Genomic DNA, 23,945 nt, shown 5'->3' on the forward strand with positions numbered 1-23,945 from the left:
TTTACTGTGAGCATACTATGCGCCGAAGTCGCCAGTGACGGTCGGTACATCGCGCTCCAGTCGCCGGAGGGGCACACTCAAAAGTATGGACGGCGTTCTGATTTTCGATGGGAACTGCGGGGCGTGCACGCGTGCTCGCAACGGCCTCCTCCGGCTCGACAGGACCGGGCGGCTGCGAACCGAGCCCATGCAGAAGCCAGGAGTGTCCGAGCGGCTGGGAGTTGCATCCGAGCGCTTGTCGGAAACTAGCTGGTGGCTGGATTCGTCTGGCACGGTGTTCGCCGGCGCGGAGGCGATGAATGCGGCGCTGTCGGCGGCGCTGGGAACGCAGTTGCCGCTGCGCATCTACCGCGTGCCGGGAATCCGTTCGGTGCAAGAGGCGGTCTACCGCTGGGTGGCCGCGCACCGGTATCGATTCCGCGGAGTCATGCCGTTGTGCGAATCTCAACCCGAGGAGTGCCTTGCTCCTCGAGCATCCTGATTGAAGAAACCAACGGTGGGCCTCCGATCGGGAACGCGATAAGCGACTGTAGCGTGACGGCCGTGAGGTCCTCCTCCGTCACGCTCGCGGCTTGCGTCGCAGCGCTCGTCCTCCCGTTCGCCGCACCCGGCCTGGCAACCGCGGTCGGCTCGTGCCCGACCGCAGCACCGCCGAACGGTGGCACGCCCGAGTGGACGCTGACCGGGACCACCGGCAGCGTCGCGGTCACTGGATCCACCGATACGACGGCTCCGCGGGTGAACGTGACGACGCCGTTCAGTGTGACCCAGACCCAGGTGCAGACGCTGCGCGCCGGCGATGGACCGGTGGTTCCGGGCACGGCCAAAGTTTCCGTCTGCTACATGGGCGTCAACGGACGTGACGGATCCGTGTTCGACAGCAGCTACGAACGGGGCGCGCCCGTCGACTTTCCACTTGGCGGAGTCGTACCGGGCTTCCAAAAGGCCATTTCCGGACAAAAGGTGGGATCCACCGTCGCGGTGGCAATGACCTCCGCGGATGGGTACCCGAACGGTCAGCCCAGCGCGGGAATCCGGCCGGGCGACACACTCGTCTTCGCAATCAAGATCCTCAGCGCCTCGAGCTGAGCGCCGATTTTCCAGCGCCGGAATCATTTTCAACAACTACACCAGCGCGTGCTAACCTGGTCGCTTGGATGTTTTTGGTACATCCATATTTGAATGAGAGAAGTAAGTAAATGGCACAGGGAACTGTGAAATGGTTCAACGGGGACAAGGGCTTCGGCTTCATCACCCCCGACGAAGGTGACAAGGACCTCTTCGTCCACTACTCGGAGATCCAGGGCAGCGGCTACCGCACCCTCGATGAGAACCAGCGGGTTCAGTTCGAGGTTGGGCAAGGAGCGAAAGGTCCTCAGGCAGTAGGAGTCACAGCCGTCTAGGGGAACTCACAAACCTGACAGTGGGCTGGTGCGGTAATCCGCACCAGCCCACTGTAGTTTTCGAGGCTTTACTCAATGCTCAACGTCTGACACGAAAACGCTTGACCCGTGACGTCGTCCCCGCTACCAATTCGACTCGGCTTCTTGGTAATTGAAGGTGCGCCGCTAGCAGGCGGATGACCGCTTCGTTGGCCTTACCATCCACCGCTGCCTCCCGGACGTAGATCGTCAGCTCACCGTCGGGGCCGACCTCGACGAGGGGCCCCTTGCGGCTGCCGGGCTTGACCTTGACGACGACGGAGTCGTTCATGCCGCGTAAGGCTACCGGCGCGGACTCGTGTTTTGACTCACGGAGGACGTTCACGCGGTTGTCGGTGGCTGCTGCTATTCCTTAAGCAGCAACAGATTGGAGTCGGGATGGACAGCGCAGCTCTGGCCCAGCGCGGCGAACGGTTCCGCCGGCTACACGACGGCGACGAGATGCTGGTGCTGCCCAACCCCTGGGACATTGGCACCGCACGGTTGTTCGCCAACCTCGGATTTCAGGGGCTGGCGACTACCAGTGCGGGACTGGCGTTTTCGTTGGGTCGGCGCGATGGCGATGGCGCGGTCAGCAGGAGTGAAACCCTTGAGCATGTGCGCACCATCGTCGACGCGACATCGTTGCCGGTGACCGCGGATTTGGAGAACGGCTTCGGAGCGTCGCCCGAGACCGTGGCAGAGACGGTGCGCCTCGCGGGCCAGGTCGGCCTGGCGGGAGCCTCGATCGAAGACGCAACGTACCGGCCTGAGGACCCGATCTTCAACCGCGAACTGGCGATCGAACGAATCCAGGCCGCCGTGGAGGCCGCGCGGTCGCTGCCGTACCCCTTTACCCTGACGGCTCGCTGCGAGAACTTCATCCGCGGCCGGCCCGACCTCGAAGACACGCTGTCACGGCTTGAGGCCTTCGAAGCCGCCGGCGCCGACGTGCTTTACGCGCCCGGCATTCCCGACGAGGCGGCCCTTCGCCTCGCGTGCAGCAGCGTTTCGAAGCCGCTCAATTACGTTGCCGGGATCGGGCCGGCCCGCTTCACCGTCGCCGAGCTCAAGGAATTCGGAGTGCGCAGGGTGACTATCGGCACCTCCTTTTGCCGCGCCGCGCTGACCGCCGTTGTCCGTGCCGCGCGTGAGGTGCTCGACAGCGGGTCGTTCAACTATCTCGATGGCGTGTACAGCGTGGCCGAGTTCAACGCTCTCATCGATCCCCACGTGGGCGACCACTGACGTCGCCGGCCCAGTCGATTTCGTCAATCCCTGGTAGGGCCGCTACAGATCGAGCACGATTCGCAGAGCGGCGTCGACGCGTCGCGACTCTTCGAGGCTGAGATAACCCACGCTGTTGCCGAGGCGGCCGGGATCGACCGCCGCGGTTTGTTCGGCGAGCACCCGTGTGACTTGGCCCTCGATCTCGACTTCGGGCCGAAAGCTTGCGGCCCGAGCGGATGTGGAGGTGGGTGCTACTAGCCATGTCGACAACGGCAGTTGGTCGGATTGAACCGCCGACCCGAAGGGCGGGATTAGCCGGGCGGCGGCACCAGCGGCGGACGGCACGCGTTGGCGGTCGGATCCCACCACCAACCGTTGTCGCATGCCAGCGGCTGCGGACCGACACCGAGCGGCCGGCACACATTGGCCGTCGGATCCCACCACTGGCCGGCATCGCACGCTAGGGGTTGCGGCCCGACGCCCAGCGGCCGGCACGTGTCGGCCGTCGGGTCCCACCACTGTCCTGCGTCGCATTGCAGCGGGATCGGCGCCCCGAGCGGTCGACAGACGTTGGCCTTCGCGTCCCACCACTCGCCGTTCGCGCAGTCGGCCCGACTCACCGCCGGCATCGCGATGGTCACGGCCGCCATCGATCCCAAAGCCACGCTCGCGGCGGACACCGCACGGGTAATCCACGTCTTCATTTCGAGCCTCCCCCAGTCGACATATGCATCAATCGAACCGAGCCGAGACATCGAGGTCAAGGCCGCAGCCGGCACCGCTCGGGCGCGGCTACCGTGAATCCTGTGACCTTTGCTACCGAACGCTCGGATGACGAGGCCGACATTCGACAGCGAACTGACCAGCTTGCGGCCGCGATTCGCGCCGCGGACCTTGAAGTCGTGATGTCGATCTATGCGCCGGACGTCGTGTCGTTCGACATCGAACCGCCCCTACGACACGTTGGGACGGAGGCAAAGCGGCGAAACTGGGAACGCGTCTTCGCGGCATACGAGCACCCGCTCGGTTACGAGATTCGCGACCTCACCATCACTGTGAGCGACGACGTGGCATTTGCTTACAGCCTGAATCGGCTCAGCGGCACGTTGAAGAGCGGACCGACGACCGCCGGCTTCTGGGTCCGCGCGACGACGTGCTTCCGGAAGCTCGATGGCCGCTGGTTCATCGCCCACGACCACGTGTCGGCTCCTCTGGATGTGCCGACGGGCGCCGGGCTACTCAACCTGGAGCCCTGAGGAGGACATTGGCAGTAGTTGGCAGTTCATCGGGTGGACCTGGCAGCGGCCCTGAGGTGCGATGACAGACAAGGGTCGGGACGGAAGGCTCAGGGAGGAACAACCGACATGCCGCAGCTCGCACTTCGCCAGGCCACCATCGAATACCAGGAATTCGGACCGCAGGATTCACCGCACCCGCCGGTGCTGTTCGTCCACGGCATCCTGGTCGACGGGCAACTGTGGCGCGACGTCGCCGACGGCCTGGCGCGTCGGGGGTTCCGCTGCATCGTGCCGACGTGGCCGCTGGGCTCGCACACCATCCCGGTCAATGACGCCACCGCGCTGTCGCTGCCCGGGGTTGCCGAGGGGTCAACGACGCGCTCGTCGCCCTCGACCTCTCCGATGTGACGCTGGTCGGCAGCGACACCGGAGGTGGAATATGCCAACTGGTCGTCGACGCTCACCCGGACCGAATCGGCCGTCTCGTGCTCACCAACTGCGACGCCTTCGACAAGTGCCCGCCCTTCCCCTTCGACGTCGCGTTCGCGGCGCTACGGGGCCCCGCCTCGATCAAGGCGCTGGCCCAACCCCTGCGGTTCCGCGCGGTGCGACAGTCGCTGTTAGGGTTCGGCCTGCTCGTCAGCAAGGCCGATCCGGACCTCACCTCGGCCTGTCTGCAGCCCTGCCTGAAGGACTCGCGCATCCGCCGCGACATGGCTGCGTTGGCGCGTAGCGTGGCGCGCTTCGATCTGACCGATGTTGCCACCCGCCTGCCCCGATTCACCAAGCCCGTCACGCTGGTGTGGGGCCAGCGGGACCGCTGCTTCACCCCCGGCCTGGGCCGGCGCCTGGCCGGGTTGTTCAGCAACGCGAAGCTGATCGAGGTGCCCGACGCGAAAACGTTTGTCGCCCTTGATCAGCCGGATGCGGTGATCGACGCGATAGCGACGATCACCGCGGTGAGCGCGTAGCACTCCGGCGTCTGCCGGACTTCCGTGGGTAAATCACGCGATCGGCAGCGATGAGTTCCGGGCGCGCCACCAGTCATACCGAAGAGAACGGAGTAATCGACAGCGCGAACGAAAGAGGTCTGGTCCGATGCCCTCCAACAACACGGCACTACCACCAATCGTCGACCAGCAGACCTGGCGCGCCGCGCTCGACGCCCTGCGCAAGCGCGAGAAGGCCGCCACCCGGGAGCTCGACGCGATCGCCGCCCAGCGGCGCCGGCTGCCGATGGTCGAATTGCCCGACTACACCCTGATCGGGGCCGACGGGCCCGTCCGCCTGGTGGATGTGTTCGGCGGCCGATCGCAGCTCATCGTCTATCACCACATGTGGTCCGACGGCGCGGAGTGGCAGTGCGGCGGGTGCACGGGCTTCACGTCACAGTTCACCCGGTTGGAGTTCCTCGACAATTACGACGCCCGCTTCGTCATCGTCACCAACGGACCGATCGACGAGGCGCTCGCCTACAAGCGCAAGGTCGGTAACCGGATGGAGTGGTATTCGTCGTCGGAGAGCTCGTTCGGCGCCGACATGGACGCCCCGCCCGGCGGGGGCTTCGGGGTCAATGTGTTCCTGCGCGACGGCGACACCGTCTACCGGACCTGGCATACGAACGGGCGGGGCACCGAGCAGCTCAGCCACTCGTTCGGGCTGATCGACATCTTGCCGTGGGGCCGCCAGGAGGAATGGCTCGATTCGCCCGCAGGGTGGCCCTCCCGGCCGACATACTCGGGTTGGCTCGACTCCCCCGATATCGCCGCGGCCTATGGACCCAAGGACAACGCATGACCACGACCACCGAACGCTACGACGTCACCCGCACCATCGCCGCGAGGCCTGACGAGATTTTCACCGTCCTCGCCGACCCCGCCCGCCACTGCAACACCGAGCCCACCGACTGGGTCCGCGACGCGGTGGGCACCGGACCGATCACCGGCACGGGACAGATGTTCGCGATGAACATGTTCCTCACCCAGGCCGGCGGTCACTACGTCGTCTACAACCTGGTGAACGTGTTCGACAAGGACCGCGCGATCGGGTGGATTCCGGGCCAGCTCGACGAGGCGGGCAACCATAATCCCGGAGGCTGGTTCTGGCGCTACGACCTCGCACCGAACGGGGACGGCACCGATGTCACCCTCACCTACGACTGGAGCGGTACGCCACAGGACTTCCGCGAGCGCGTCGGCGAGATGCCGATCTTCGGCGAGGACTACCTCGCCGCGTCGCTGGCGACCCTGGAAAAATCCGTCGCGAATTGACAATCGTCGTACAGCCCGCGGGTACGTCAAAGCGGCGTCGAAGAAACCCATTTTCCGGTACGGGCACCGAATGAAGTCGACGGGATCGAATTCCGCGGTTTTCGGTTAGACCAGGTGTTTTGGGCGCGCATTTGCGCGAGAACGGCACTCCCGAATTGGTCTCCCCAATTCGCGCCATCCGGTTTACTTTGGTAGAAATCCAAGCCAGGTTTCAGCGACGTCGGTCGGTGAATGCGCAAGTTGGGAAGGCTCGCAATGAGTTGGTTGGCGGCGTCGTGGAGACGGCCTGACCACTTCGACTGGCTGACCGGTTACCTGCAGGCTCACGGCTTGAGCACCCCCACCCGCCGCATCATGGCGGGGGTTTCGGCATCGCTGGCCTTGTGGCCGGCAAACGTCCTGTGGGGAGTGCCCCCGTACTTGCCGGGCCTTTCGCTGGCGGTGTCGGTGTTGGCCGGATTGATCGGGCTGGTCATGGCGGCGCTTTGGTTGACGCGCTGGCCCACACGCCGGCAATCGATATTTTTCGCGATGATGGGCAGCGCCAGCATCGTGATCGGCTGCGTGACGCAGACCCAGCCGATGGTCGCGCTGATGGCATGCTCGGCCTTGGCAGTGTCGGGCGGATACCTCGCGTTTTTCCACACCGCCCGATATATGGTCGTGAATTTCTTGCTGGCCGGCGCGGCTGGCGGTGTCGAGGTGGCTCGCCTGGTCATGGCTGGCGAGACGACGCTGGCCCTCACTGGCTACTTTCTGGTGCTCGAACTCAACGTGGTCGTGCCCTTCGCTATCCATATCGTCGTCCGGGCGCTGGGCGTAGATCTGTTGCGCGCCGACCGGGACCCGCTCACCGGTCTGCTGAATCGGCGCGCCTGCGATCGCGCCATTATCGGCCGGATGCTTGCCGGCCACGACCACATGTTCCTGGCAGTGGCGATGGTCGACCTCGACCACTTCAAAGCGGTCAACGACAGCAGAGGACACGCCGCGGGCGACGAGGCGCTCGTCGCGGCGGCCCGCGCGATAACCGCCGCGTGCCAAGAGAGCGCGGTCGTCGGCCGTGTCGGTGGAGAAGAGTTTTTGGTCGCGGACGTCGTCGCGACACAACGCCCGCAGGGATGGGGCCATAAGTTCTGCAATGCGGTCGCGGCGATTCCTGCCTCGGTAACGGCCAGCGTCGGGACCGCCACCCTGCCGTTGCGCGACGTGGGTTGCGACGACGTGGAACAAGCGCTGCGCCAGCTGGTCGCCGATGCCGACACCGCTATGTACGAAGCCAAGAGATGCGGCGGAAACCAAGCTCGACACCACCGCTCCCCCGCGCCGGCGGCGATGTCCTGACGACAGAGTCCCACCGCCGCGAGAACACTAGATCCCGCGCCAAACGGCGCGCGCTGCCTTAGCCTGTCTAAGACACTTGTGCATGCGACGACGGGCGCGGCCGGGCGTGGGGATTCGATATGGCGGAGCAGGTCGTCGGACGGCGAGCTGAAGAACGAGTCGTTACAGAATTTCTCGATTGTGTGCCGCGTGGGGCCGTTGCTCTGGTCATCGAGGGTGACCCGGGTATCGGAAAGACCACGCTGTGGTTTGACGCGGTAGACCTCGCTGCGGCGCGTGGCTTCCGGACGTTGAGCTGTCGCGCGGCTTCGGCCGAATCTGTGCTGGCCTACACCGTATTGGCCGACCTGCTCCGCGATGTCGACGACTCGATCTGGGCGGACTTGCCGCCACCGCAACAGCAAGCCTTGGGTGCCGCTCTGCTGCGGCGCCGCATGGACGCCCACAACATCGATCCGCGGGCGGTTGCGGCGGCATTTGTGACCGTTATCGGCCGGCTCGCGACCGAAAGTCCGGTGGTGATCGCGATCGACGACCTGCAGTGGATGGATACCTCCAGCGCGAATGTGGTGTCGTATGCAGCGCGGCGGCTTCCGGCCGGCGCCGCCCTGCTGTGCACGACCCGTGCCGAGGAGGTCGCGGCGGCCCTGCAGCTGCCAAGCCCGGACGCGATGCGCCGAATCCGGCTGCAGCCGTTGACCGTCGGTGAATTACATCGCGTCTTGGTTGCCCGGCTGGGTCGGTCGCCAGCTCGCCCTACGTTGTTGCGTATTCATCAGATCTCGGGCGGGAACCCCTTTTTCGCGTTGGAATTGGCCCGGGAACTCGGCGCCCAAGCCCCCGCCGCCGAAGTGCGGCTGCCAAGCGGTCTCAATGATCTGGTCGATGCGAGGATCAGCCGGGTCGGCGCATCCGATGTGTTGCTTGCCATGGCCAGCCTTCCGGATCCGACGGTGCCGGTGGTGGCCCGCGCGACCGACTCGACTCCGGATCAGGTGGTGCAGTCACTTGGTGAAGCAGAGAACGAAGCGGTGGTGGCCCTCGACGGGCAGCAGCTGCGATTCACCCACCCGATTTTGGCGCACGGGGTTTACAGCGCGGCGCCGCCGCGGCGGCGCCGCGAAATGCACAGGCGCCTCGCCGAACTCGTCACCGAGCCCGAGTTACGCGCCCGCCACCTCGCCCTGGCTGACACGTCTGGACAGCCGGAGACGGTGGCCGCCCTCGACGCGGCCGCCGAGATCGCTCGCAACAGAGGGGCCCCGGCGGCCGCCGCGGAACTGCTTGAACTCGCATTCGGCCTGAGTGCTGATGCAGTGGAACGCCAAATCCTTTGTGCCCTATGTTATCTCGAAGCCAGCGATCCGACACGGGCCCGTCTCATGCTGGAGAACACGATCGAGCGATGTGGCCCCGGGCCGTTGCGCGCAAACGCATTGAGCATGCTGGGGTTGGTCAGGCTGGTCAACGACGATTTCGCCGAGGCGGCCGCGCTGCTGGAACGCGCATTGGTTGACGCGGCCGATCACGACGCGCTCCAACCAACCATCTTGGTAATGCTGTCCTATGCATTGTTCAATGGCGACCAGTTGCAGGCGGCTGTTGAGCGCGCCGAGCAAGCGGTCGCTGCGGCGACACGACTGGCCGATACACCACTGCTCGGGCAAGCATTGGGGATGCGGATCATGATGCGCTTCCTCACCGGCGCCGGCGTTGACGACGAAAGCCTGCGGCGGGCAGTGGAATTAGCGGGCGGCGACGTCAGCATCCCGATTCCGTTTCGGCCCAGCGCTCAACGTGCGTTGCTACTGGACTGGAGCGGCCGGCACGCCGAGGCGCGAAATGGACTGCTGCGACTGCGTCGCACATGCGTCGAACGCGGCGATGAGGCAGCGCTGAGCTTTATCGACTTCAACGCCGTACTCAACAGCATTTGGCGAGGTCGCCTCGACGAGGCGGCAATGATCGCCGAGGAGTCGGTCGAACGTGCAGGCCAACTCGGTGGCGACGTTCCCCTGGCTGCGGCAGTGACGAGCCGGGCCGTGGTTGCGGCCTACTCCGGGAATGAGCAACTGGCTCGAAGCGATGCCGCCGCGGGGCTCGCGGGGTTTGAGCGCGCCAACTCGTTCCGACTGCGGGAATGGGCTTTTACCGCACTGGGATTTCTCGAAGTGTCTCTGGGCAACTACCAAGCGGCCCTCGATGCGATTCGGCCGCTGCTTTCCAGGCTGGATCCGGGTACAAATGCCACCGAAATCGTCCAAGCCACGTTCGTCCCCGACGCCGTTGAGGCGATGATCGGTGTGGGCCGCTTCGACGACGCAGAGCCGCTGATCGATGCGCTCGAGCGCAACGGTCGCCGGCTTGATCGCCCATGGATGCTGGCCACCGGCGCGCGCGGTCGGGCCATGCTGCAGGCCAGGCTCGGCGATGTGAAGGCAGCCACCGCCACGGCGGAGCTCGCCATGGCCGAGCACCAACGCCTGGCAATGCCATTCGAGCGCGCCCGCACCCAGCTGTTGCTCGGTCAGCTGCAACGTCGCCAGCGGCGCGGCGATGCGATTCCGACCCTGCGCGAGGCCCTCCGGACATTCCAGCAGCTCGGTACCACGGTGTGGGCCGGGCGCGCCGAAGCGGAATTGGCGCGCGGTGGCCCGGGCAGGCGGCGCGAGCAGGGATTGACCGCGACCGAAGCGCGGGTCGCCGAGTTGGCCGCCTCGGGCATGATCAACCGCGACATTGCCGCCGCGCTGTTCGTCAGCACCAAGACGGTGGAGGTCAACCTCAGCCGCGCCTACCGCAAGCTCAACATCCGCTCGCGCGCGGAGCTCTACCAAGCGCTGCAAGTCTGGAGATCAGAATCGGATATGAGTAGGTGAACCCCTGATGTAAGCGGCCTACATCAGCTATAGCGTGGCCGGGGTGGCGAGCATCGACGCGGGAACACACTCATTTCTTGTCGAGTGGTATGGCCCCCGCGCGCCCGCGCATTGGATCGGCGAAACCGCTCAGCGCCTCAACGACCACGCCGCGGCAATGTCGGCCCGCGGTGGACTGATCCGATTGCTCATGGCGGTGGCCGTTCCCGCGGACGACTACGCGTTCGGCGTGTTTGCCGCCGATTCTGCGGAGGTTGTCGCGGAAACCTGCGCCGACGCCGGTGCTCCCCCGGAACGGATCAGCGCCGCCGTGGGCTGGTGGCAAGGGCAGGATTTTCGATCGCCGAGCGAGGCTTAGGGACTCGCCGCGCTGCGAAACTGCTCGTCAGCTTTAGCAAGACGCCCTGCGTCCCCGGGTAGGGTCAGCGCATGGCCGCTCTGCGAACCCAGGTCTGTGTAGCCGGCGGCGGTCCCGCCGGGCTCGTTCACGCTCTTCTGCTCGCACGTGCCGGCGTCCAGGTTGTCGTCTTGGAGAAACACAACGACTTCTTGCGCGACTTCCGCGGCGACACGGTGCACCCCACCACCCTTCGGATCATGGACGAGCTGGGGTTCGTGGACGAGTTCTTGCGCCTGCCCCACACCAAGATCACCCGTGTCGCCTTCGACGCCGACGGGACGCTTCGCACCTTCGGTAACTTCAGCGCGCTCAAACGGCTGGGATTCAACCAGCCGTACATCGCGCTGATGCCGCAGTGGGATTTCCTCGACTTCCTGGCCGAAAAGGCAAGCGCTTACCCGGAATTCACCTTGATCCGCAACGCCGAGGTCAAGGAGCTCATCTTCGACGGCGACCGGGTCGCCGGGGTGTGCACGCCGGAACTTGAGGTGCATGCCGAACTGGTGGTCGGCGCGGACGGACGCAAGTCCGCCGTGCGGGAGGCCGCCGGCCTGAGCCTCGCCGCCGCGCACTCGCCGATGGACGTCTTGTGGTTCCGGCTGAAATGGCGTCCCGGCGACCCCCAAGAGCTCTTCGGAATCGCCCGTAGGGGCCTGCTGATGGCCATGATCTACCGCGGGGACTACTGGCAGGTCGCCCATCTCATGCCCAAGGGAACCGACCCGCGCGACGGTTCGCTGGAGGAGTTCAAAGAGCGGCTAGTCAAAGCGCGACCGCAGCTGCGCGAACACGTCAACGACCTGCACTCGTGGGATGACACCAGCCACCTCGACGTGCGGGTGGACCGGCTCGAGACCTGGTGGCGCACCGGCCTGCTCTGCATCGGCGACGCCGCGCACGCCATGTCTCCGGCTGGTGGGGTCGGCATCAACCTCGCGGTCGCCGATGCGGTCGCCGCGGCGAATATTCTGTGCGCCCCACTTCGCGAAAACCGGTTGACCGATGCGGATCTCGCGAAGGTTCAGCGGCGCCGCGAGCTACCCACGCGAATCATCCAGGCCGGCCAGGTCTTCATCCAGAACCGGGCCGTCGAGCCCAATTTGACCGGCGACCTCTCCCCGATCAAGATTCCCAGCTTCATCGGTCGCGGTCCCTTGCAGTTCATCCCGCCGATCATCGTCGGACGCGGCTTCCGCCCCGAGCACGTGCGCATCCCGGACGTACACGCGTCCTAGTCGAATGGTGGCGACCCGCTTCGCCCTCCAACGCGCGATTGCGATCGCCACTAGGCAGCCGATCCTTCAGCCGGCGAGCGGGGCGAACATGTGCGCCGGGTCGATGCCGAGCTGCTGAGCGACGTGGCTGGTGTCCCTATACTCGCGCCAGTGGGTGATCGCGCCGTCGCGAACCTCGAAGAGGGCGGTGACGTTGAACGTGACCGCGACACCGTTCATCGCATTCACGTCGACCCGTTCGACCACCACCGTGTCCGCGTCCGACACGACCGTGCGAATCTCGCTTCCCTCGATCATCCCGGTCGCGAGGCTGCTGTGCTTTTCCAGCTCCGCGTGGGCGGCATCGCGCCCCACGACCACCGGTGAGAGAGGAACATGAAGCTGCCAAACGAAGTCGTCCGCCATCAACGCGGTCATCGCATCCACGTTCATGCGCTCGCCGTACGCCGCATGCAGGAAGTCGAGCACGAGCTGTTCGTTCTCGTTTTTCGCAACGGCCTGAGGCATGGTCTTTCCTAACTCGCGATGAGCTTACGGCTAAATAAATTGGTTGATTTAATGCCAGGCCAACCACGCTATCCCCTCGATCGGGTCGGGTAAAGACCCGGCGCGACGACGAGTTGCCGCGACGGGCGCCTCAGGCCTGGGGGCCCTCCGAGGGCGGCCAGTGCGCACCCGGCGACGCATCTCCAGGTTCGGCGTGCTCGCCACGGGCCAGCGGAACCCATTGCTCGGTCGGCGCGGGCTGCTTCGACGACGGGAAGTCCCGCAGCGGACCCGACGGCTTGGCGTCCCACTTGGCGAAGGTCAGCGGCGTCCGCAGCCAGCAGTGCAGCAGGTTGTAGGCCGCCTCCAGCGAGTCGATGTGGGTGCGCTCCCACCCGTGGCTGCCGTCCAGCCCGAAGCCGACCAGTGCCGCCCTGGTGCCCGCGCCCGCTTCGATCGCCGCGGCGGCGTCCGAGCGGTAATAGCGAAACACGTCCCGCACGAAGCGAATCCCTTGCTCCTCGGCGAGCCGGCACAGCTTACGCGTCAGGTGGTAGTCGAAGGGGCCGTGCATGTCGGCCATGGGGATCGTGACGCCGTCCTCGATGGAGTGCTGGCCGGGCGCACACACCGCGTTGTCCACCGAGATCAGCTCGGCGACGTCGGCAGGCAGGCCATGGCTGGCACCGTGGCCGACCTCCTCAGTGATGGTGACCATGATCGTGGTGCGGTGCGGCAGTACGACTTTGTTCTCCGAAAAGTGCTTGGCCAGTGCGAGCGCGACCGCGACGCCGGCCTTGCCGTCGAGGTGACGGGAGACGATGAACCCGTCGGCGGTGAGTTCGGGGCTGGCGATCAGCGCGACGAAGTCGCCGACGTTTACGCCGAGCTTGACCAGGTCCTCCCGCGAGGACACCTTGCGGTCGACGCGGACTTCGACGCTCTCCCAGTCGGTGGGTTGGGTGTCGATCTCGTCGCCGAACCGGTGCCCACTTGCCTTGAGCGGCAAGACCGTGCCGGTGATGAACTCGTCGGGGTCGTCGCTGAAAATCCGCACCCGGGCGCCGGTGGCGAACCGGGCCGAAAAGGTGCCGACCGGAACCAGCTCGAGGCGGCCGTTCTCCTTGAGGCTGCGCACCATGCAACCGATGGTGTCGGCGTGAACGGCCAGCGCCCGGTCGATGGTCGCGGACTCCCCCGGCAGTTCGGCCGTCAGCGCACCGCGGCGCGTGAGGGTGAACGGCACCCCGAAGTCATCGAAGATGTCGCCGATCAGCTGCATCACCGCATCCGTGCGTCCCGCCGGACTCGGGGTCTGCAGCAGTGCGAGCAGCGTGTCGATCATCCACGCGCGGTCGGCCTCCGCCATGGCCGCGGTCTGGGGCACAGCCTCTCCTTCCCGGTTCGTTCGGAATCCGGGTTCAACCTACCGGTTCGCGCGGGCGCGGAAGGGCGCAGCCGCAACTACAGTTGGAGCGCGATGAACGCGTCAGCGGTTACCGGGTGACCGACTTCGTCAAGCGCCATGCGGGCGCACCCGCCGGCTACTTCGCGTGGGAAGCCGCGGGGCTGCGATGGCTTTCGGCCGTCGCGGGTGGCGTGCCGTGCGCGGCGGTTGTCTCCTTCGGCGCCGACCACCTCACCCTGGGGCGGCTGGAGTCGGTGCCTCCCAGCCCCGAAGCGGCGTGCGAATTCGGCAGCCGACTCGCCGTCACACACGACGCCGGCGCACCCGCGTTTGGCGCCGGGCCCGACGACTGGGACGGTCCCGGGTTCTTTGGCCCGTTGTCCCAGCCACTGCCGATGTCGCTGCGGAGCCACCCGAGGTGGGGTGAGTTCTACGCCGAGGAGCGGCTGGTCCCGATGGCCGAAACAGCGGCGCCGCGCCTCGACGCTTCCGTCCGCGCCGCGATCGACGCCGTCGTGGCGCGTTGCCGCGCCGGTGACTACGACTCCGATGACGACTTTCCGGCGCGGCTGCACGGTGATTTGTGGAGCGGCAACGTGATGTGGACACCCGACGGGGTGGTCCTGATCGATCCGGCCGCCCATGCCGGTCACCGCGAGACCGACCTGGCGATGCTGGCGCTGTTCGGCTGCCCGCACTACGACGCGGTCCTCACCGGTTACCAGCGCGTGCGATCGCTGAACCCGGGCTGGCGCAAGAGGATTGGATTGCACCAGCTTTACCCACTGCTGGCGCATGTCGCGTTGTTCGGCGGAGGGTACGCCGCGCGGACCCATGCAGCGGCGCGCGCCGCGTTGGACGCTCGTTCGACGTAAGCCCATCTGCCGCACCTTTTGCCGCAAAATTTGTTTCCGGAGTTGCCGCAAATTGGAGTTAGGCTCCTCGATGTCCGGTCAAATCGCAGATTAGGAGCCCGCTATGAAAGTGGATGCGCAGGGACACGAGGAAAAAGACATCCGCCGGCTACGGGAATTCGCCACATTCGACAAGCTTTCGGATAGTGATTTGCGGCGCATTGTCTCGGCGGCACATCACACCTCCACGCACGCGCCCCTGCCGCTCATTCACGAGCAGACCCCGTCGGACGCCTGCTACATCCTGCTGACCGGCGAGGCCGGCGTCTATGTCGGCCACGACCGCGTTGCCGTGGTGGGGCCGGGCGAGGTGATCGGCGAATCTGCGCTGCGCCGTGGGAAACTGCGCTCCGCGACGGTCACGACGACCGGGCCGGCCGAGGTGCTGCGCATCGAACGCGACGACCTGGGCCGCTTGCTCGACGAGATGCCGGCACTGCGCGAAACCATGGACGCCACCGCGGCGCGGCACGCGGCCGCAGCCGTCCCCGAGCAGCCGCCGAAGCCAAAGCCGACGCATCGCAGGGTGGACGCGCAGGTCCCCACGGAGTTGGTCGAGCGCTTCGAGCAGGCCGCGGAGGGCGCCGGGGTGCGGGTCTCGGCCGCGCTCGAAGATGCGCTCAACCAGTGGATCGAGCGAAACGGCACAGGGTAGCCGGCAGACGGCCGTCTATGGGTTCACATTCGGGCAGATCTGCTTGATCCAACCGGTGATCGAGTCCCGGTTGGAGTTCAGGTCGGGGTCGTCGGGCCGCGCGCCGACTGTAGTGACGAAGTGCTCGATCGCGGCCTTCACCGGATCGGGCGGACCGTACTTCTCCAGCGTGTCGGCCCACTTGCGCGCGTTTTCCGGTTTCGCCGCCACCATCAAGTTGTCCTTGGCGAACGAAATGTCCAGGCAGGTGGATTGGTCGAGTGGCGCGCCCGGCGCGGACGAGGTGGGTGCCGTCGTCGGCTGGGACGAGGCCGCCGTCGGCGAGCTCGAGGTCGACGTCTCACTCGACGTCGAAGCCGGCTGAGTATTCCCACTCGAGCAGCCCGCGGTGATGACCGCGATGGCGACCATTCCCGCGAGCGCAGTTCCGTTTCGCCGCACCAGACACTCCTTTGCCCGACGATCGATTTGCTGCAGGCACCTTACCGGCAATTCCGCGTCGACGCCGTTTGACGGCCGAATCCGGTTATGCCGTTTCCATTTCGGCGATCAGGTCGCCGAGGGCGAGGATCCGTTGGGCGTCGCGCACGTGCAGGCTCTCGATCATCCGGCCGTCGACCGTGATGACGCTGTTCCCCGCGGCCTGGGCCTCCTGGTAGGCCGAGACGATCTTGCGGGCATCGGCCAGCTCCTTGTCCGACGGACCAAACACGTCGTTCGCCGGTCCGATCTGGGATGGGTGGATGAGCGTCTTGCCGTCGAAACCGAACTCCCGGCCTTGCCGGGCCTCGGCCCGGAAGCCGCCCTCGTCGGTGATGTCGTTGAAGACGCCATCCAAGACGACCTTGCCGGCCGCCCTCGCCCCCAATACGGCGAGCGACAGCGCCGTGAGAACCGGCGCCCTGCCGGGCAGGTGCAATCCGTGCAGATCGTTTACCAGATCGTTGGTACCGACCACCAACGCCGCCAACCGATCGCTGGCCGACGCGATCTCTTCGGCTCGCAAGATGGCCCTGGGAGTCTCGATCATGACCCACAGCTGCAACGACTCCGGCGCGCCGGCCCGGTCGAGCGCGGCGATCAGCGCCCGGACCTGTTCGCCCGTCTCGACCTTCGGCACGAGCACGCCGTCGGCGGCCGAACCGGCCACGGCCGCCAGATCGTCGTCGTGCCAGTCGGTGCCCAGGCCATTGATGCGCACCACGACCTCGCGAGGTCGGTAGGCCCCGGAAGAGACGGCGTCGCACACCCGCGAGCGCGAGTCGGCCTTGGCGTCGGGCCCGACGGCGTCCTCGAGGTCGAAAATGAGCACGTCCGCCGGCAGCGTGCGGCCCTTCTCCAGGGCACGCGCGTTATTGCCGGGCAGGTACAGGGCGGATCGGCGCGGGCGCAGCGTCGGCGGCATGCCACGACAGTAGGGCTTTGGGATAAGCCTCGCCCGCAGTGGGAAACCCCCCGAATGGGAATCCCAGGTGGGAACAGGGAGGAGCAACTCATGCAGCGAGACGAAATCCGGTCACTCGCTGACTTGGCTGGTGAGGGCACCCGCGTCTTGACCACGCTCGTGCGTGATACGCACAGCGGCATCGCGCGGCGCGTGTTCGGCGCCGTCGGACCGGTGTCGAAACCCGTAGAGGTCGTCCACAACACCACCGCCGCGGCGACGTACTACGCCGTCGACCGCGCGCTGCGGGGCGCCCTGCGCGCCGCCGGTGAACTGGCCGCCGAGGCGCGCGGCAGCGACGAGGACGAGACCGTCGAAGCCAATCCGAGGGTCGCCGGGGTCATCGCGGCGCTCAACGGCATCTACGGCGACGAGCTGACCGACCGCGGAAACGGCTTCGCGCTGACCATGCAGGTGCGCCATCGCGGCAAGCCGGTCGCGATGACCGCCCCCGACATCGCGGCGGCGTTCCCGCGGGCGACGGGCCGGATCGCTGTCTTCGTCCATGGCTGGTGCATGACCGAGATGTCGTGGTGGCGACGCCCGCGCGATGGCGAGGAGGTGAAGTCCTACGGCGCGCGGCTGCGCGACGATCTGGGATTCACCCCGGTTTATCTGCGCTACAACACCGGCCTGCACATCTCCGACAACGGAAAATCGCTCGCTGGCCTGCTGGATCAGCTGCAGGCGCGGTGGCCGGTGCCCGTCGAGGAGATCGCGCTGATCGGTCATTCGATGGGCGGCCTGGTGGTCCGGAGCGCCTGCCACTACGGAACCCAGCATGAGCACGGCTGGCCCGACGCCGTTCGGCACGTCGTCTGCCTCGGCTCTCCGCACCTCGGTGCCGACCTGGAGAAGGGTGTCAACGCCGCCTCGTGGGCGCTGGCCCGACTGCCCGAAACCCGCGCCCTGTCTTCATTTCTCAACGCCCGCAGCTCGGGCACCAAGGATCTGCGGTACGGCGCGCTGCTCGACGAGGACTGGAGCGACTGCGACCCCGACGAGTTCCTGCGGGACCGCTGCAACGAGGTGCCCTTCCTTCCCCACGCCGTCTACCACTTCGTGGCGACCAGCGCGGGCCCGGGCGCGGTCGGGGCGGTGCTTGGCGATCGCCTCGTGCGGCCGCACAGCGCGTCCGGCGCGGGCAAGTCCCGGCAGATTCCGTTCGACCCGGATCACGGGCTGACGCTCACCGGCCTGCACCACTTCGATCTGCTCAACCACGCCGACATCTATGCGAAGTTGCACCACTGGCTCGATCAGCCCGTCCCGCCTGCGGACTAGCCCTTTTTCTCGCGCCACTCCCGCTCGAACGGCAATCGCCATGCGTTGGGGGCGATCAGCTGGTGAATCGCGTTCGGACCCCACGTGCCCTGCGGGTAGATCTTGGCCGGGGGCGGGTCGTCGAGCAGCTCCTGCGAACGCTCCCACAACGATTCGATGCCCTCGGCGGTGGTGAACAGCGTGTGGTCGCCCCGCATCGCGTCGAGGATCAGCCGCTCGTAGGCCTCCAGCACGTCGACGACGGTGTCGATCTCCTGCGAGGAGAACTGCATGGACAACTTGTCCAGCTTCATGCCGGGGCCCGGCCGCTTGCCATAGAAGGACAGTGAGACCTTCGAGTTGTCGGCGAGGTCGAAGGTGAGGTGGTCCGGACCTTGGGTCCCGACCCCCGATCCGGGCGGAAACATCGTTCGCGGAGCCTCTTTGAAGGCGATCGAGATGATGCGGATGCCCTCGGCCATCTTCTTGCCGGTGCGTAGGTAGATCGGCACGCCGGCCCAGCGCCAGTTGTCGATGCCGACCTTGAGCGCGATGAAGGTCTCGGTGTCGGAGTCCTTCGCCACTCCCTTCTCCTCGCGGTACCCGCTGTACTGGCCGCGCACCACGTTGGACGGCTTGACCGGCAGCATCGAGCGGAACACCTTGTTCTTTTCCTCGCTGATGGCAAAGGGTTCGAGCGCCGTCGGCGGCTCCATCACCACGAACGCCATCACCTGGAAGAGGTGGGTCACCACCATGTCCTTGTAGGCGCCGGTTTCCTCGTAGAAGTTGGCCCGCTGATCCAGGCCCAGCGCCTCGGGAATGTCGATTTGGATGTGGTCGATGAAGTTGCGGTTCCAGATCGGCTCGAACAGGCCGTTGGCGAAGCGGAACGCCAGGATGTTCTGGGCGGCCTCCTTCCCCAGGAAATGGTCGATGCGGAAAATCTGTGATTCCTCGAACGTTTCGTGCACGAAGTCGTTCAGCGCCACCGCGCTGGCCAGGTCCGTGCCAAACGGCTTCTCCATGACCACCCGGGAACGGTCGACGAGGTCTGCGTCGCGCAGCATGGTGATGACGTCACGCGCCGCCTTCGGCGGAACCGAAAGGTAATGCAGCCGCCGAACATTGGGTCCGAGGTTCGCTTCGGCCTCGGCGACCGCGGTGGCGAGCGCCGCGGGTCCGGCGCCTTGCGGGACGTAGGTGATGATCTTGGCGAAATTGGCCCACTGCTCGTCCGTCAGCTTGTGCGTGCCGAACGAATCGACCGCGTTCTTGGCCAGATCACGGAACTCGTCGTCACTCATGTCTTCCAGCGACGTCGCGACGACTTGAATGTCGGGGGCCAGTTCGGACTGATCCAAATAGGCCAGGCCCGGGATCAACTTGCGCTTGGCGAGGTCCCCCGTCGCGCCGAACAGGACGATGACGTGGGGCTCCAGCCGTTCAGTGTCGTGGCGTCGCGGGCGTTTCTCCGGCGCCGGGTAAGAGATCGTTTGCGGTTTCTTGTCGGCCACCCTTGCGATCCTTCCATCGCAGCGCCGTGTGTGCAGCCCCATGTTGGGGTCGATCTGCGCGGTTATCAATCGCGGGGCGGGGTATGGAAAGCGACATGACCGGACCTGACCGAGACCAGCTGAGCCACGCCGAGGAGCTGGAAAACATCGTCGACGAGCTCGACGAGAAGGTTGCCAACGAGCGGGAGGCCGAAGGTGTCCCCGGCAAGCCCAGCGACCGCGACCGTGACGCCGCCGGGCCCGGCGCGCAGGACGAGCCGCCGGACTAGGGCCGCGGTGATTGCCCTCGAGAACCCTTGACCGCCAATCCATACGGCCCTAACCTAATCAGGTGTACGAAACCGTTTCGTTCACGAGGAGCGTCGCGTGGTCCGTGGAGACGCCCGCACCGACGCGATTCTGGATTCGGCAATCGAGCTGATGGCGACGACCGGATACGACCGCCTCACCATTGATGCCGTCGCATCGCGCGCGAGAGCCAGCAAGGCCACGATTTACCGCCGCTGGCCCGGCAAGTCCGAATTGGTGATCGCGGCGTTGGCGCGACGTGGCGCGGCCTCGACCGCAGAGGTTGACACTGGCGACCTCCGCGGCGACCTGATTCAAGCGGTCACCCAGATGCGCGACGGACTCGCGTCCCAAGATGGTGCGGTGATTTTGGGTCTGCTCAACGCGATACGGGAAAATGCGGAGCTCGCCGAGCATGTCCGCGGTCACGTCCTGAGTGAAAAGCGAGCGGTCATTGGCCGACTCGTCGAGCGTGCGGTCAGGCGAAAGGAACTGCCCACCCGCGCCAACCACGAGTTGGCCTCCGAGATCGCCTCCGCACTGGTTTTCACGCGCATCCTGGTGACGGGCCAGCCGCTTGGGGACGACGAGATCGTGCGCATCGTGGACGCGGCGTTGATGCCCGTGCTGACGTGCGATTCGAGGAGGGGAAAGTCGTGATCGGGGCGCTTGTGCTCGCTTTTGTGGGAGGCCTCCTGGGCGGCAATGCGATTCCTCACTTCATCCGCGGAATCACGAAGCAGCGCTACCCGAATGCATGGGGTGGCGGTCCCATTCCCAATGTTGTTGCGGGATGGGTTGGTTTGGTGCTGGCCGCGGCGGCGCTACACACGGCGTTCGAGGGGCGCGAGCCACTGTGGCCTTTCTGCGCGGCGGCGATCGGGGTGCTCTTGATCGGACTCTTTCACGCCGGGCCCGGCGCATTCGGTCGGCGTTGATCATCTCCCACCCGCGGGCGGCCCGAACCAGGTCGTCAGGGCGTCGGCGAGGGGTCGCTCCCCCACCCAGGCGACGTGTCCGTCGGGCCGGATCAACACGGCGTCGAGGGCGGTGACGGCGCCGAGGTCCGGAAGTTCCCACGCTCCAACGTATTTCGCGTCGACCAACGCGACGCGGTCCTCCCAGCCGGCGATGTCGACGGCGCCGGGCTCGCCGAGGTTGAGCAGCACCGGCCGCGCGTTGTGCAGCAGGGCGAAGACCCGCACCGTGCCGTCGGCGGTGACCAGGTCGAGATCGGGCATCCGACGGCCGAGCAGCGGGTGGCCCTCGCCCAGGTTGTAGTGGATGTCGAGACCGGACATCATCGCGGCGAATCGCTGCCGCGGCTCGGCCATGCCGAGCAGGTCGGAAGTGACCTCTCGCAAGGCCTTTGTGCGGTCGTCCGAGCGAAGCAGCGCCATTTGGGCCATGGCGTTGCGCAGCACGCGCGCAGCCACCGGGTGCCGTTCGGTGTGGTAGGTGTCCAGCAGGCTTTCCGGGGCCGCGCCGTTGACCACCTGGGCCAGCTTCCATCCCAGGTTCACCGCGTCCTGCATGCCGGTGTTGAGGCCCTGCCCGCCGATCGGATGGTGCACGTGCGCCGCGTCGCCGGCCAGCAGGATCCGCCCGTCGCGGTAGGTCGCCGCCTGCCGCGCCGCGTCGGTGAACCTGGAAATCCATGCGGGACTGTGGATCCCGTAATCCGTCCCGTACACGGCGATCAGCGCCTCACTCAGCTCGCGCAGGGAGGGCTCGCCGGCGGGCCCGACATGTCGCTCGGTCACCATGACCCGCACTGGGCCGCCGTCCTCCACCATGCTGAGCGAATGGACACCGAGGGAGTCGTGGCGGATGCCCCATTCCGGCGCTTCCCCGGCCTCGCATTCCATGTCGACCTCGGCGAGGAGGTAGCTCATCGTGGGTTCCCACCCCGGGAAGTCGATGCCCGCCGATTTGCGGACCGAACTGCGTCCCCCGTCGCACCCGACGACGTATTCCGCGCGCAAGGGGTGGCCGTCGGTGAGCTCGATGTCGACGCCGGCGTCGTCCTGGGCGACCCTCGTCACCTCACGTCCGCGATAGGTCGGTACGTTCAGCTCGTCGACCCAGCCGGCCAGGATGCGCTCGATGTGGATTTGCCACAGCGCGAGCCCGTAGGGGTGCCGGGTGGGAAAGTCGCTGATGTCCAACCGAATCTGGGAAAACCCGGCGACCTGTGCGACTTGGCCCTCGGAAAGGAAACGATCGGCGATGCCGCGCTGATCGAGGACCTCGATGGTGCGCGAATGCAGGCCCCCAGCCCGCGCCCCGATCAGCTCCTGGCTGTCGCGCCGCTCCACGATGGCAACGTCGACGCCCGCCAACGCCAGCTCGCCCGCCAGCATCAGCCCGGTCGGGCCGCCCCCGACAACTGCCACCGCATGGTCGGCCATTGGTTCCCTCAACACACTCATCTCGCCCCCCGAGTCGGTCCGCTTTCGCTTCGACCAGCGATTTTGCGGCATGACCCCGGTCTTGCCGCAAGCCCCCGGGTGCGTAATATGTTGAAGTGGGACGGATTAAAAGCCGCCCCTTCTTTTTGCATCCGATCTGGGTTTTCGATAAACCATCGACGGTCTCCTGAGATCTGAACTACGGTTCAGACGAATGGCGGTTGCGCGCTCGCAAAATGGCGGTGAAATAATCGGCCGCGCGTCCGCATCGGCGCATCTGACCAGAGAGTGACGGGATGGGTCTACGCCTCGCAGGCCCCGTGGGCCACCCCCGCCGATACAAGCTGCGGTTGCGAGTCGACTCCGGAAGCGGTTTTTACGGCAAACACCAGGTCCGGCTGCTGCGAATCTACTTAGGCACCACAACATTCCTATTCGCCTACGGCGTGCTGTTCACCACCGTGATTCCGCTTCACCCCGACCGACCCCGGGGGCATCCGGTCGGCGGCATCGTGGCGATCGTCCTGGGTATCGCGGCGCTGGCCTGGCTGGCCGTGCGGCCCGACAAAACCGGGCCCGCGACGGCCGTGGCCATCGTGGCCACGCCGATCGTGATGGCCTTCCACATCGCGATCATCGCCGAGTTCGTCTGCCTGATCGCGCCGATGTTTCTGGCGATGTACCTGCGCGCGTTCTACTCGCCGCGCCGCGGCATGGTGCTGGTGGGCGTGCTCGCCCTGGCCTGCGTTGCCGGCCTGGCGGTCTCGCGCACCGCCACGCTGGACATCGATTACTTCATCTTTGTGATCGCGATCGTCGGCGCCGCGGAGTCGTTCGGCCTGGTGACACGGACGTTGGTGGACGCGGCGTGCACCGATCCACTCACGGGGTCGCTCAACCGCGCCGGTTGGGAAATTGCCACTGCCGACCTGCTGGCGCGATCGCGTTCGACTTCCACCGTCATTACCGTCATCGCGCTGGACATCGACAACTTCAAACGCATCAACGACACCGACGGGCACGTCGCCGGCGACCAGCACCTGATCAGCCGAGCGACCGCGTGGCGAAACGCGGTTCCCCCCAACGCCATTCTGGCCAGGCTCGGCGGCGACGAGTTCGCCGTGTGCATCGCCGAGCGCCCAGGCCCCGGTCCGACGGCGGCCGAGCAGTTCGTCGCCGCCGTGCGGCTACAGACCCCGGGCACGAGCGTCGGGACCGCATCGGCCGGCGGAGCGAGCGCCAACGTCGCCGTGCTGTGGGCGGTCGCCGACGCGAATCTGTACACCGCCAAGCAGAACAGGATTCCGCAGCGCCGGGATCCCGATCTGCGCCACGCGCTGTAGACCGGACTTCGCTGAAATTCGTCAAGGTCCGATAGCGGCGAGCGCTAACGAATTCCCCTATGCGACAATTCGTTTCGGCTCAGGTGCGGAACCGGCCTAGTTGTTTGTCGGTGGGGGTTGGGGTTCGAAGGGGGTGTACCACCACCAGTCGGCGCGTTCGCCGAGGGGTCCGCGGCATCACTCGCGCGCCCACCGAACC

General features: G+C 66.3%; 28 protein-coding genes and 1 pseudogene. 20 read left to right on the forward strand and 9 right to left on the reverse strand.

Features of this window, described 5'->3' with window-relative positions; genetic code table 11:
- Positions 1-85 precede the first annotated feature (85 nt).
- The 3 genes from AWB92_RS06530 to AWB92_RS06540 all read left to right on the forward strand — a co-directional run bounded on the left by AWB92_RS06530 (position 86) and on the right by AWB92_RS06540 (position 1,403).
- Complete coding sequence (locus tag AWB92_RS06530) at positions 86-481, forward strand: DUF393 domain-containing protein (RefSeq protein WP_085184583.1); 396 nt, start codon at positions 86-88, stop codon at positions 479-481.
- Between the two features lie 53 nt (positions 482-534).
- A complete protein-coding gene (locus tag AWB92_RS06535) occupies positions 535-1,089 on the forward strand; it encodes an FKBP-type peptidyl-prolyl cis-trans isomerase (RefSeq protein ID WP_085184584.1) in 555 nt (184 codons plus the stop codon).
- Positions 1,090-1,199: 110 nt separating this feature from the next.
- Positions 1,200-1,403: a cold-shock protein gene (locus AWB92_RS06540; protein WP_068105991.1), complete on the forward strand. Its 204-nt coding sequence runs from the start codon at positions 1,200-1,202 to the stop codon at positions 1,401-1,403.
- A 79-nt stretch (positions 1,404-1,482) separates the two neighbouring features.
- On the opposite strand, the gene AWB92_RS06545 is transcribed toward AWB92_RS06540, so the two are convergent.
- Entirely contained in the window at positions 1,483-1,713 is a 231-nt protein-coding gene (locus AWB92_RS06545) for a DUF167 domain-containing protein (RefSeq protein ID WP_085184585.1), read from the reverse strand.
- A 107-nt stretch (positions 1,714-1,820) separates the two neighbouring features.
- Between AWB92_RS06545 and AWB92_RS06550 the strand changes: the two genes are divergently transcribed.
- On the forward strand, positions 1,821-2,669 hold the full coding sequence (locus tag AWB92_RS06550) for an isocitrate lyase/phosphoenolpyruvate mutase family protein (RefSeq protein WP_085184586.1): 849 nt from the start codon (positions 1,821-1,823) through the stop codon (positions 2,667-2,669).
- Between the two features lie 42 nt (positions 2,670-2,711).
- On the opposite strand, the gene AWB92_RS06555 is transcribed toward AWB92_RS06550, so the two are convergent.
- Positions 2,712-3,035, reverse strand: coding sequence for a type II toxin-antitoxin system PemK/MazF family toxin (locus AWB92_RS06555; RefSeq protein WP_142281969.1), 324 nt, complete (start codon positions 3,033-3,035; stop codon positions 2,712-2,714).
- Entirely contained in the window at positions 2,963-3,355 is a 393-nt protein-coding gene (locus tag AWB92_RS06560) for a hypothetical protein (protein ID WP_085184588.1), read from the reverse strand. Before AWB92_RS06560 ends, AWB92_RS06555 begins: the two co-directional genes overlap by 73 nt.
- Before the next feature lie 102 nt (positions 3,356-3,457).
- Between AWB92_RS06560 and AWB92_RS06565 the strand changes: the two genes are divergently transcribed.
- The 8 genes and pseudogenes from AWB92_RS06565 to AWB92_RS06600 all read left to right on the forward strand — a co-directional run bounded on the left by AWB92_RS06565 (position 3,458) and on the right by AWB92_RS06600 (position 12,017).
- Positions 3,458-3,907, forward strand: coding sequence for a nuclear transport factor 2 family protein (locus AWB92_RS06565; RefSeq protein WP_085184589.1), 450 nt, complete (start codon positions 3,458-3,460; stop codon positions 3,905-3,907).
- 108 nt (positions 3,908-4,015) lie between these two features.
- Positions 4,016-4,860, forward strand: a pseudogene (locus AWB92_RS06570) (alpha/beta hydrolase).
- A 127-nt stretch (positions 4,861-4,987) separates the two neighbouring features.
- Positions 4,988-5,686 (forward strand): DUF899 family protein, encoded by a 699-nt coding sequence (locus AWB92_RS06575; protein ID WP_085184590.1) that lies wholly within the window; start codon positions 4,988-4,990, stop codon positions 5,684-5,686.
- Positions 5,683-6,159 carry an SRPBCC family protein gene (locus AWB92_RS06580; RefSeq protein ID WP_085184591.1) on the forward strand — a complete coding sequence of 159 codons (477 nt, stop codon included), beginning with the start codon at positions 5,683-5,685 and terminating at the stop codon, positions 6,157-6,159. The genes AWB92_RS06575 and AWB92_RS06580 overlap by 4 nt, the downstream gene beginning before the upstream one ends.
- Positions 6,160-6,414: 255 nt before the next feature.
- Entirely contained in the window at positions 6,415-7,503 is a 1,089-nt protein-coding gene (locus AWB92_RS06585; protein WP_085184592.1) for a GGDEF domain-containing protein, read from the forward strand.
- 119 nt (positions 7,504-7,622) lie between these two features.
- Positions 7,623-10,382 carry a LuxR family transcriptional regulator gene (locus AWB92_RS06590; protein WP_085184593.1) on the forward strand — a complete coding sequence of 920 codons (2,760 nt, stop codon included), beginning with the start codon at positions 7,623-7,625 and terminating at the stop codon, positions 10,380-10,382.
- A 43-nt stretch (positions 10,383-10,425) separates the two neighbouring features.
- Positions 10,426-10,740, forward strand: a complete 315-nt coding sequence (locus tag AWB92_RS06595) for a hypothetical protein (protein ID WP_085184594.1) — start codon at positions 10,426-10,428, stop codon at positions 10,738-10,740.
- 71 nt (positions 10,741-10,811) lie between these two features.
- Positions 10,812-12,017, forward strand: a complete 1,206-nt coding sequence (locus AWB92_RS06600; protein WP_085184595.1) for an FAD-dependent oxidoreductase — start codon at positions 10,812-10,814, stop codon at positions 12,015-12,017.
- Positions 12,018-12,083: 66 nt separating this feature from the next.
- Here AWB92_RS06600 and AWB92_RS06605 read toward each other — a convergent pair whose 3' ends face one another.
- Entirely contained in the window at positions 12,084-12,524 is a 441-nt protein-coding gene (locus tag AWB92_RS06605; protein ID WP_085184596.1) for a nuclear transport factor 2 family protein, read from the reverse strand.
- 130 nt (positions 12,525-12,654) lie between these two features.
- On the reverse strand, positions 12,655-13,890 hold the full coding sequence (locus tag AWB92_RS06610; RefSeq protein WP_085184597.1) for an osmoprotectant NAGGN system M42 family peptidase: 1,236 nt from the start codon (positions 13,888-13,890) through the stop codon (positions 12,655-12,657).
- Positions 13,891-14,006: 116 nt separating this feature from the next.
- Here AWB92_RS06610 and AWB92_RS06615 point away from each other — a divergent pair, with 116 nt between their 5' ends.
- Together AWB92_RS06615 and AWB92_RS06620 are read left to right on the forward strand one after the other, a co-directional pair.
- Positions 14,007-14,786, forward strand: coding sequence for a fructosamine kinase family protein (locus AWB92_RS06615; protein WP_085184609.1), 780 nt, complete (start codon positions 14,007-14,009; stop codon positions 14,784-14,786).
- A gap of 103 nt (positions 14,787-14,889) precedes the next feature.
- A complete protein-coding gene (locus AWB92_RS06620) occupies positions 14,890-15,480 on the forward strand; it encodes a cyclic nucleotide-binding domain-containing protein (protein WP_085184598.1) in 591 nt (196 codons plus the stop codon).
- A gap of 15 nt (positions 15,481-15,495) precedes the next feature.
- Here AWB92_RS06620 and AWB92_RS06625 read toward each other — a convergent pair whose 3' ends face one another.
- Complete coding sequence (locus AWB92_RS06625) at positions 15,496-15,693, reverse strand: hypothetical protein (protein WP_068126821.1); 198 nt, start codon at positions 15,691-15,693, stop codon at positions 15,496-15,498.
- A gap of 22 nt (positions 15,694-15,715) precedes the next feature.
- On the opposite strand from AWB92_RS06625, the gene AWB92_RS31015 reads away from it, so the two are divergent.
- On the forward strand, positions 15,716-15,844 hold the full coding sequence (locus tag AWB92_RS31015; protein WP_277622281.1) for a hypothetical protein: 129 nt from the start codon (positions 15,716-15,718) through the stop codon (positions 15,842-15,844).
- Positions 15,845-16,006: 162 nt separating this feature from the next.
- On the opposite strand, the gene AWB92_RS06635 is transcribed toward AWB92_RS31015, so the two are convergent.
- Complete coding sequence (locus tag AWB92_RS06635; protein WP_085184601.1) at positions 16,007-16,885, reverse strand: CoA ester lyase; 879 nt, start codon at positions 16,883-16,885, stop codon at positions 16,007-16,009.
- Between the two features lie 90 nt (positions 16,886-16,975).
- Between AWB92_RS06635 and AWB92_RS06640 the strand changes: the two genes are divergently transcribed.
- Positions 16,976-18,208: a hypothetical protein gene (locus tag AWB92_RS06640; RefSeq protein ID WP_085184602.1), complete on the forward strand. Its 1,233-nt coding sequence runs from the start codon at positions 16,976-16,978 to the stop codon at positions 18,206-18,208.
- Here the strand turns inward: AWB92_RS06640 and zwf are convergent.
- The gene (gene zwf, locus AWB92_RS06645) at positions 18,205-19,704 is read right to left on the reverse strand and encodes a glucose-6-phosphate dehydrogenase (protein WP_085184603.1); all 1,500 of its coding nucleotides are present in this window, start codon (positions 19,702-19,704) and stop codon (positions 18,205-18,207) included. The two genes, AWB92_RS06640 and zwf, sit on opposite strands and share 4 nt — an antisense overlap.
- 83 nt (positions 19,705-19,787) lie before the next feature.
- On the opposite strand from zwf, the gene AWB92_RS06650 reads away from it, so the two are divergent.
- The 3 genes from AWB92_RS06650 (at position 19,788) to AWB92_RS06660 (ending at position 20,930) form a co-directional block, all read left to right on the forward strand.
- A complete protein-coding gene (locus AWB92_RS06650; RefSeq protein ID WP_085184604.1) occupies positions 19,788-19,973 on the forward strand; it encodes a hypothetical protein in 186 nt (61 codons plus the stop codon).
- A gap of 97 nt (positions 19,974-20,070) precedes the next feature.
- Complete coding sequence (locus AWB92_RS06655) at positions 20,071-20,652, forward strand: TetR/AcrR family transcriptional regulator (RefSeq protein WP_085184605.1); 582 nt, start codon at positions 20,071-20,073, stop codon at positions 20,650-20,652.
- A complete protein-coding gene (locus tag AWB92_RS06660) occupies positions 20,649-20,930 on the forward strand; it encodes a hypothetical protein (RefSeq protein WP_085184606.1) in 282 nt (93 codons plus the stop codon). Before AWB92_RS06655 ends, AWB92_RS06660 begins: the two co-directional genes overlap by 4 nt.
- Here the strand turns inward: AWB92_RS06660 and AWB92_RS06665 are convergent, their stop codons facing one another.
- Positions 20,931-22,403, reverse strand: a complete 1,473-nt coding sequence (locus tag AWB92_RS06665) for an FAD-dependent monooxygenase (protein WP_241523388.1) — start codon at positions 22,401-22,403, stop codon at positions 20,931-20,933. It lies immediately after the preceding gene.
- A gap of 344 nt (positions 22,404-22,747) precedes the next feature.
- Between AWB92_RS06665 and AWB92_RS06670 the strand changes: the two genes are divergently transcribed.
- On the forward strand, positions 22,748-23,746 hold the full coding sequence (locus tag AWB92_RS06670) for a GGDEF domain-containing protein (RefSeq protein WP_085184610.1): 999 nt from the start codon (positions 22,748-22,750) through the stop codon (positions 23,744-23,746).
- The last annotated feature ends 199 nt before the right edge of the window (positions 23,747-23,945 follow it).

It is taken from the genome of Mycobacterium sp. IEC1808 (assembly GCF_002101935.1).
Lineage (GTDB): Bacteria > Actinomycetota > Actinomycetes > Mycobacteriales > Mycobacteriaceae > Mycobacterium.

What these genes read in the sequence shown, in the direction of transcription:
- AWB92_RS06530 (WP_085184583.1), top strand. Translation starts at nt 86, where the DNA reads ATGGACGGCGTTCTGATTTTCGATGGGAACTGCGGGGCGTGCACGCGT.
- AWB92_RS06540 (WP_068105991.1), top strand. Translation starts at nt 1,200, where the DNA reads ATGGCACAGGGAACTGTGAAATGGTTCAACGGGGACAAGGGCTTCGGC.
- AWB92_RS06545 (WP_085184585.1), bottom strand. Translation starts at nt 1,713, where the DNA reads ATGAACGACTCCGTCGTCGTCAAGGTCAAGCCCGGCAGCCGCAAGGGG.
- AWB92_RS06550 (WP_085184586.1), top strand. Translation starts at nt 1,821, where the DNA reads ATGGACAGCGCAGCTCTGGCCCAGCGCGGCGAACGGTTCCGCCGGCTA.
- AWB92_RS06555 (WP_142281969.1), bottom strand. Translation starts at nt 3,035, where the DNA reads ATGCGACAACGGTTGGTGGTGGGATCCGACCGCCAACGCGTGCCGTCC.
- AWB92_RS06560 (WP_085184588.1), bottom strand. Translation starts at nt 3,355, where the DNA reads ATGAAGACGTGGATTACCCGTGCGGTGTCCGCCGCGAGCGTGGCTTTG.
- AWB92_RS06575 (WP_085184590.1), top strand. Translation starts at nt 4,988, where the DNA reads ATGCCCTCCAACAACACGGCACTACCACCAATCGTCGACCAGCAGACC.
- AWB92_RS06580 (WP_085184591.1), top strand. Translation starts at nt 5,683, where the DNA reads ATGACCACGACCACCGAACGCTACGACGTCACCCGCACCATCGCCGCG.
- AWB92_RS06585 (WP_085184592.1), top strand. Translation starts at nt 6,415, where the DNA reads ATGAGTTGGTTGGCGGCGTCGTGGAGACGGCCTGACCACTTCGACTGG.
- AWB92_RS06590 (WP_085184593.1), top strand. Translation starts at nt 7,623, where the DNA reads ATGGCGGAGCAGGTCGTCGGACGGCGAGCTGAAGAACGAGTCGTTACA.
- AWB92_RS06600 (WP_085184595.1), top strand. Translation starts at nt 10,812, where the DNA reads ATGGCCGCTCTGCGAACCCAGGTCTGTGTAGCCGGCGGCGGTCCCGCC.
- AWB92_RS06605 (WP_085184596.1), bottom strand. Translation starts at nt 12,524, where the DNA reads ATGCCTCAGGCCGTTGCGAAAAACGAGAACGAACAGCTCGTGCTCGAC.
- AWB92_RS06620 (WP_085184598.1), top strand. Translation starts at nt 14,890, where the DNA reads ATGAAAGTGGATGCGCAGGGACACGAGGAAAAAGACATCCGCCGGCTA.
- AWB92_RS06625 (WP_068126821.1), bottom strand. Translation starts at nt 15,693, where the DNA reads ATGGTGGCGGCGAAACCGGAAAACGCGCGCAAGTGGGCCGACACGCTG.
- AWB92_RS31015 (WP_277622281.1), top strand. Translation starts at nt 15,716, where the DNA reads ATGTCCAGGCAGGTGGATTGGTCGAGTGGCGCGCCCGGCGCGGACGAG.
- AWB92_RS06635 (WP_085184601.1), bottom strand. Translation starts at nt 16,885, where the DNA reads ATGCCGCCGACGCTGCGCCCGCGCCGATCCGCCCTGTACCTGCCCGGC.
- AWB92_RS06640 (WP_085184602.1), top strand. Translation starts at nt 16,976, where the DNA reads ATGCAGCGAGACGAAATCCGGTCACTCGCTGACTTGGCTGGTGAGGGC.
- AWB92_RS06650 (WP_085184604.1), top strand. Translation starts at nt 19,788, where the DNA reads ATGGAAAGCGACATGACCGGACCTGACCGAGACCAGCTGAGCCACGCC.
- AWB92_RS06665 (WP_241523388.1), bottom strand. Translation starts at nt 22,403, where the DNA reads ATGGCCGACCATGCGGTGGCAGTTGTCGGGGGCGGCCCGACCGGGCTG.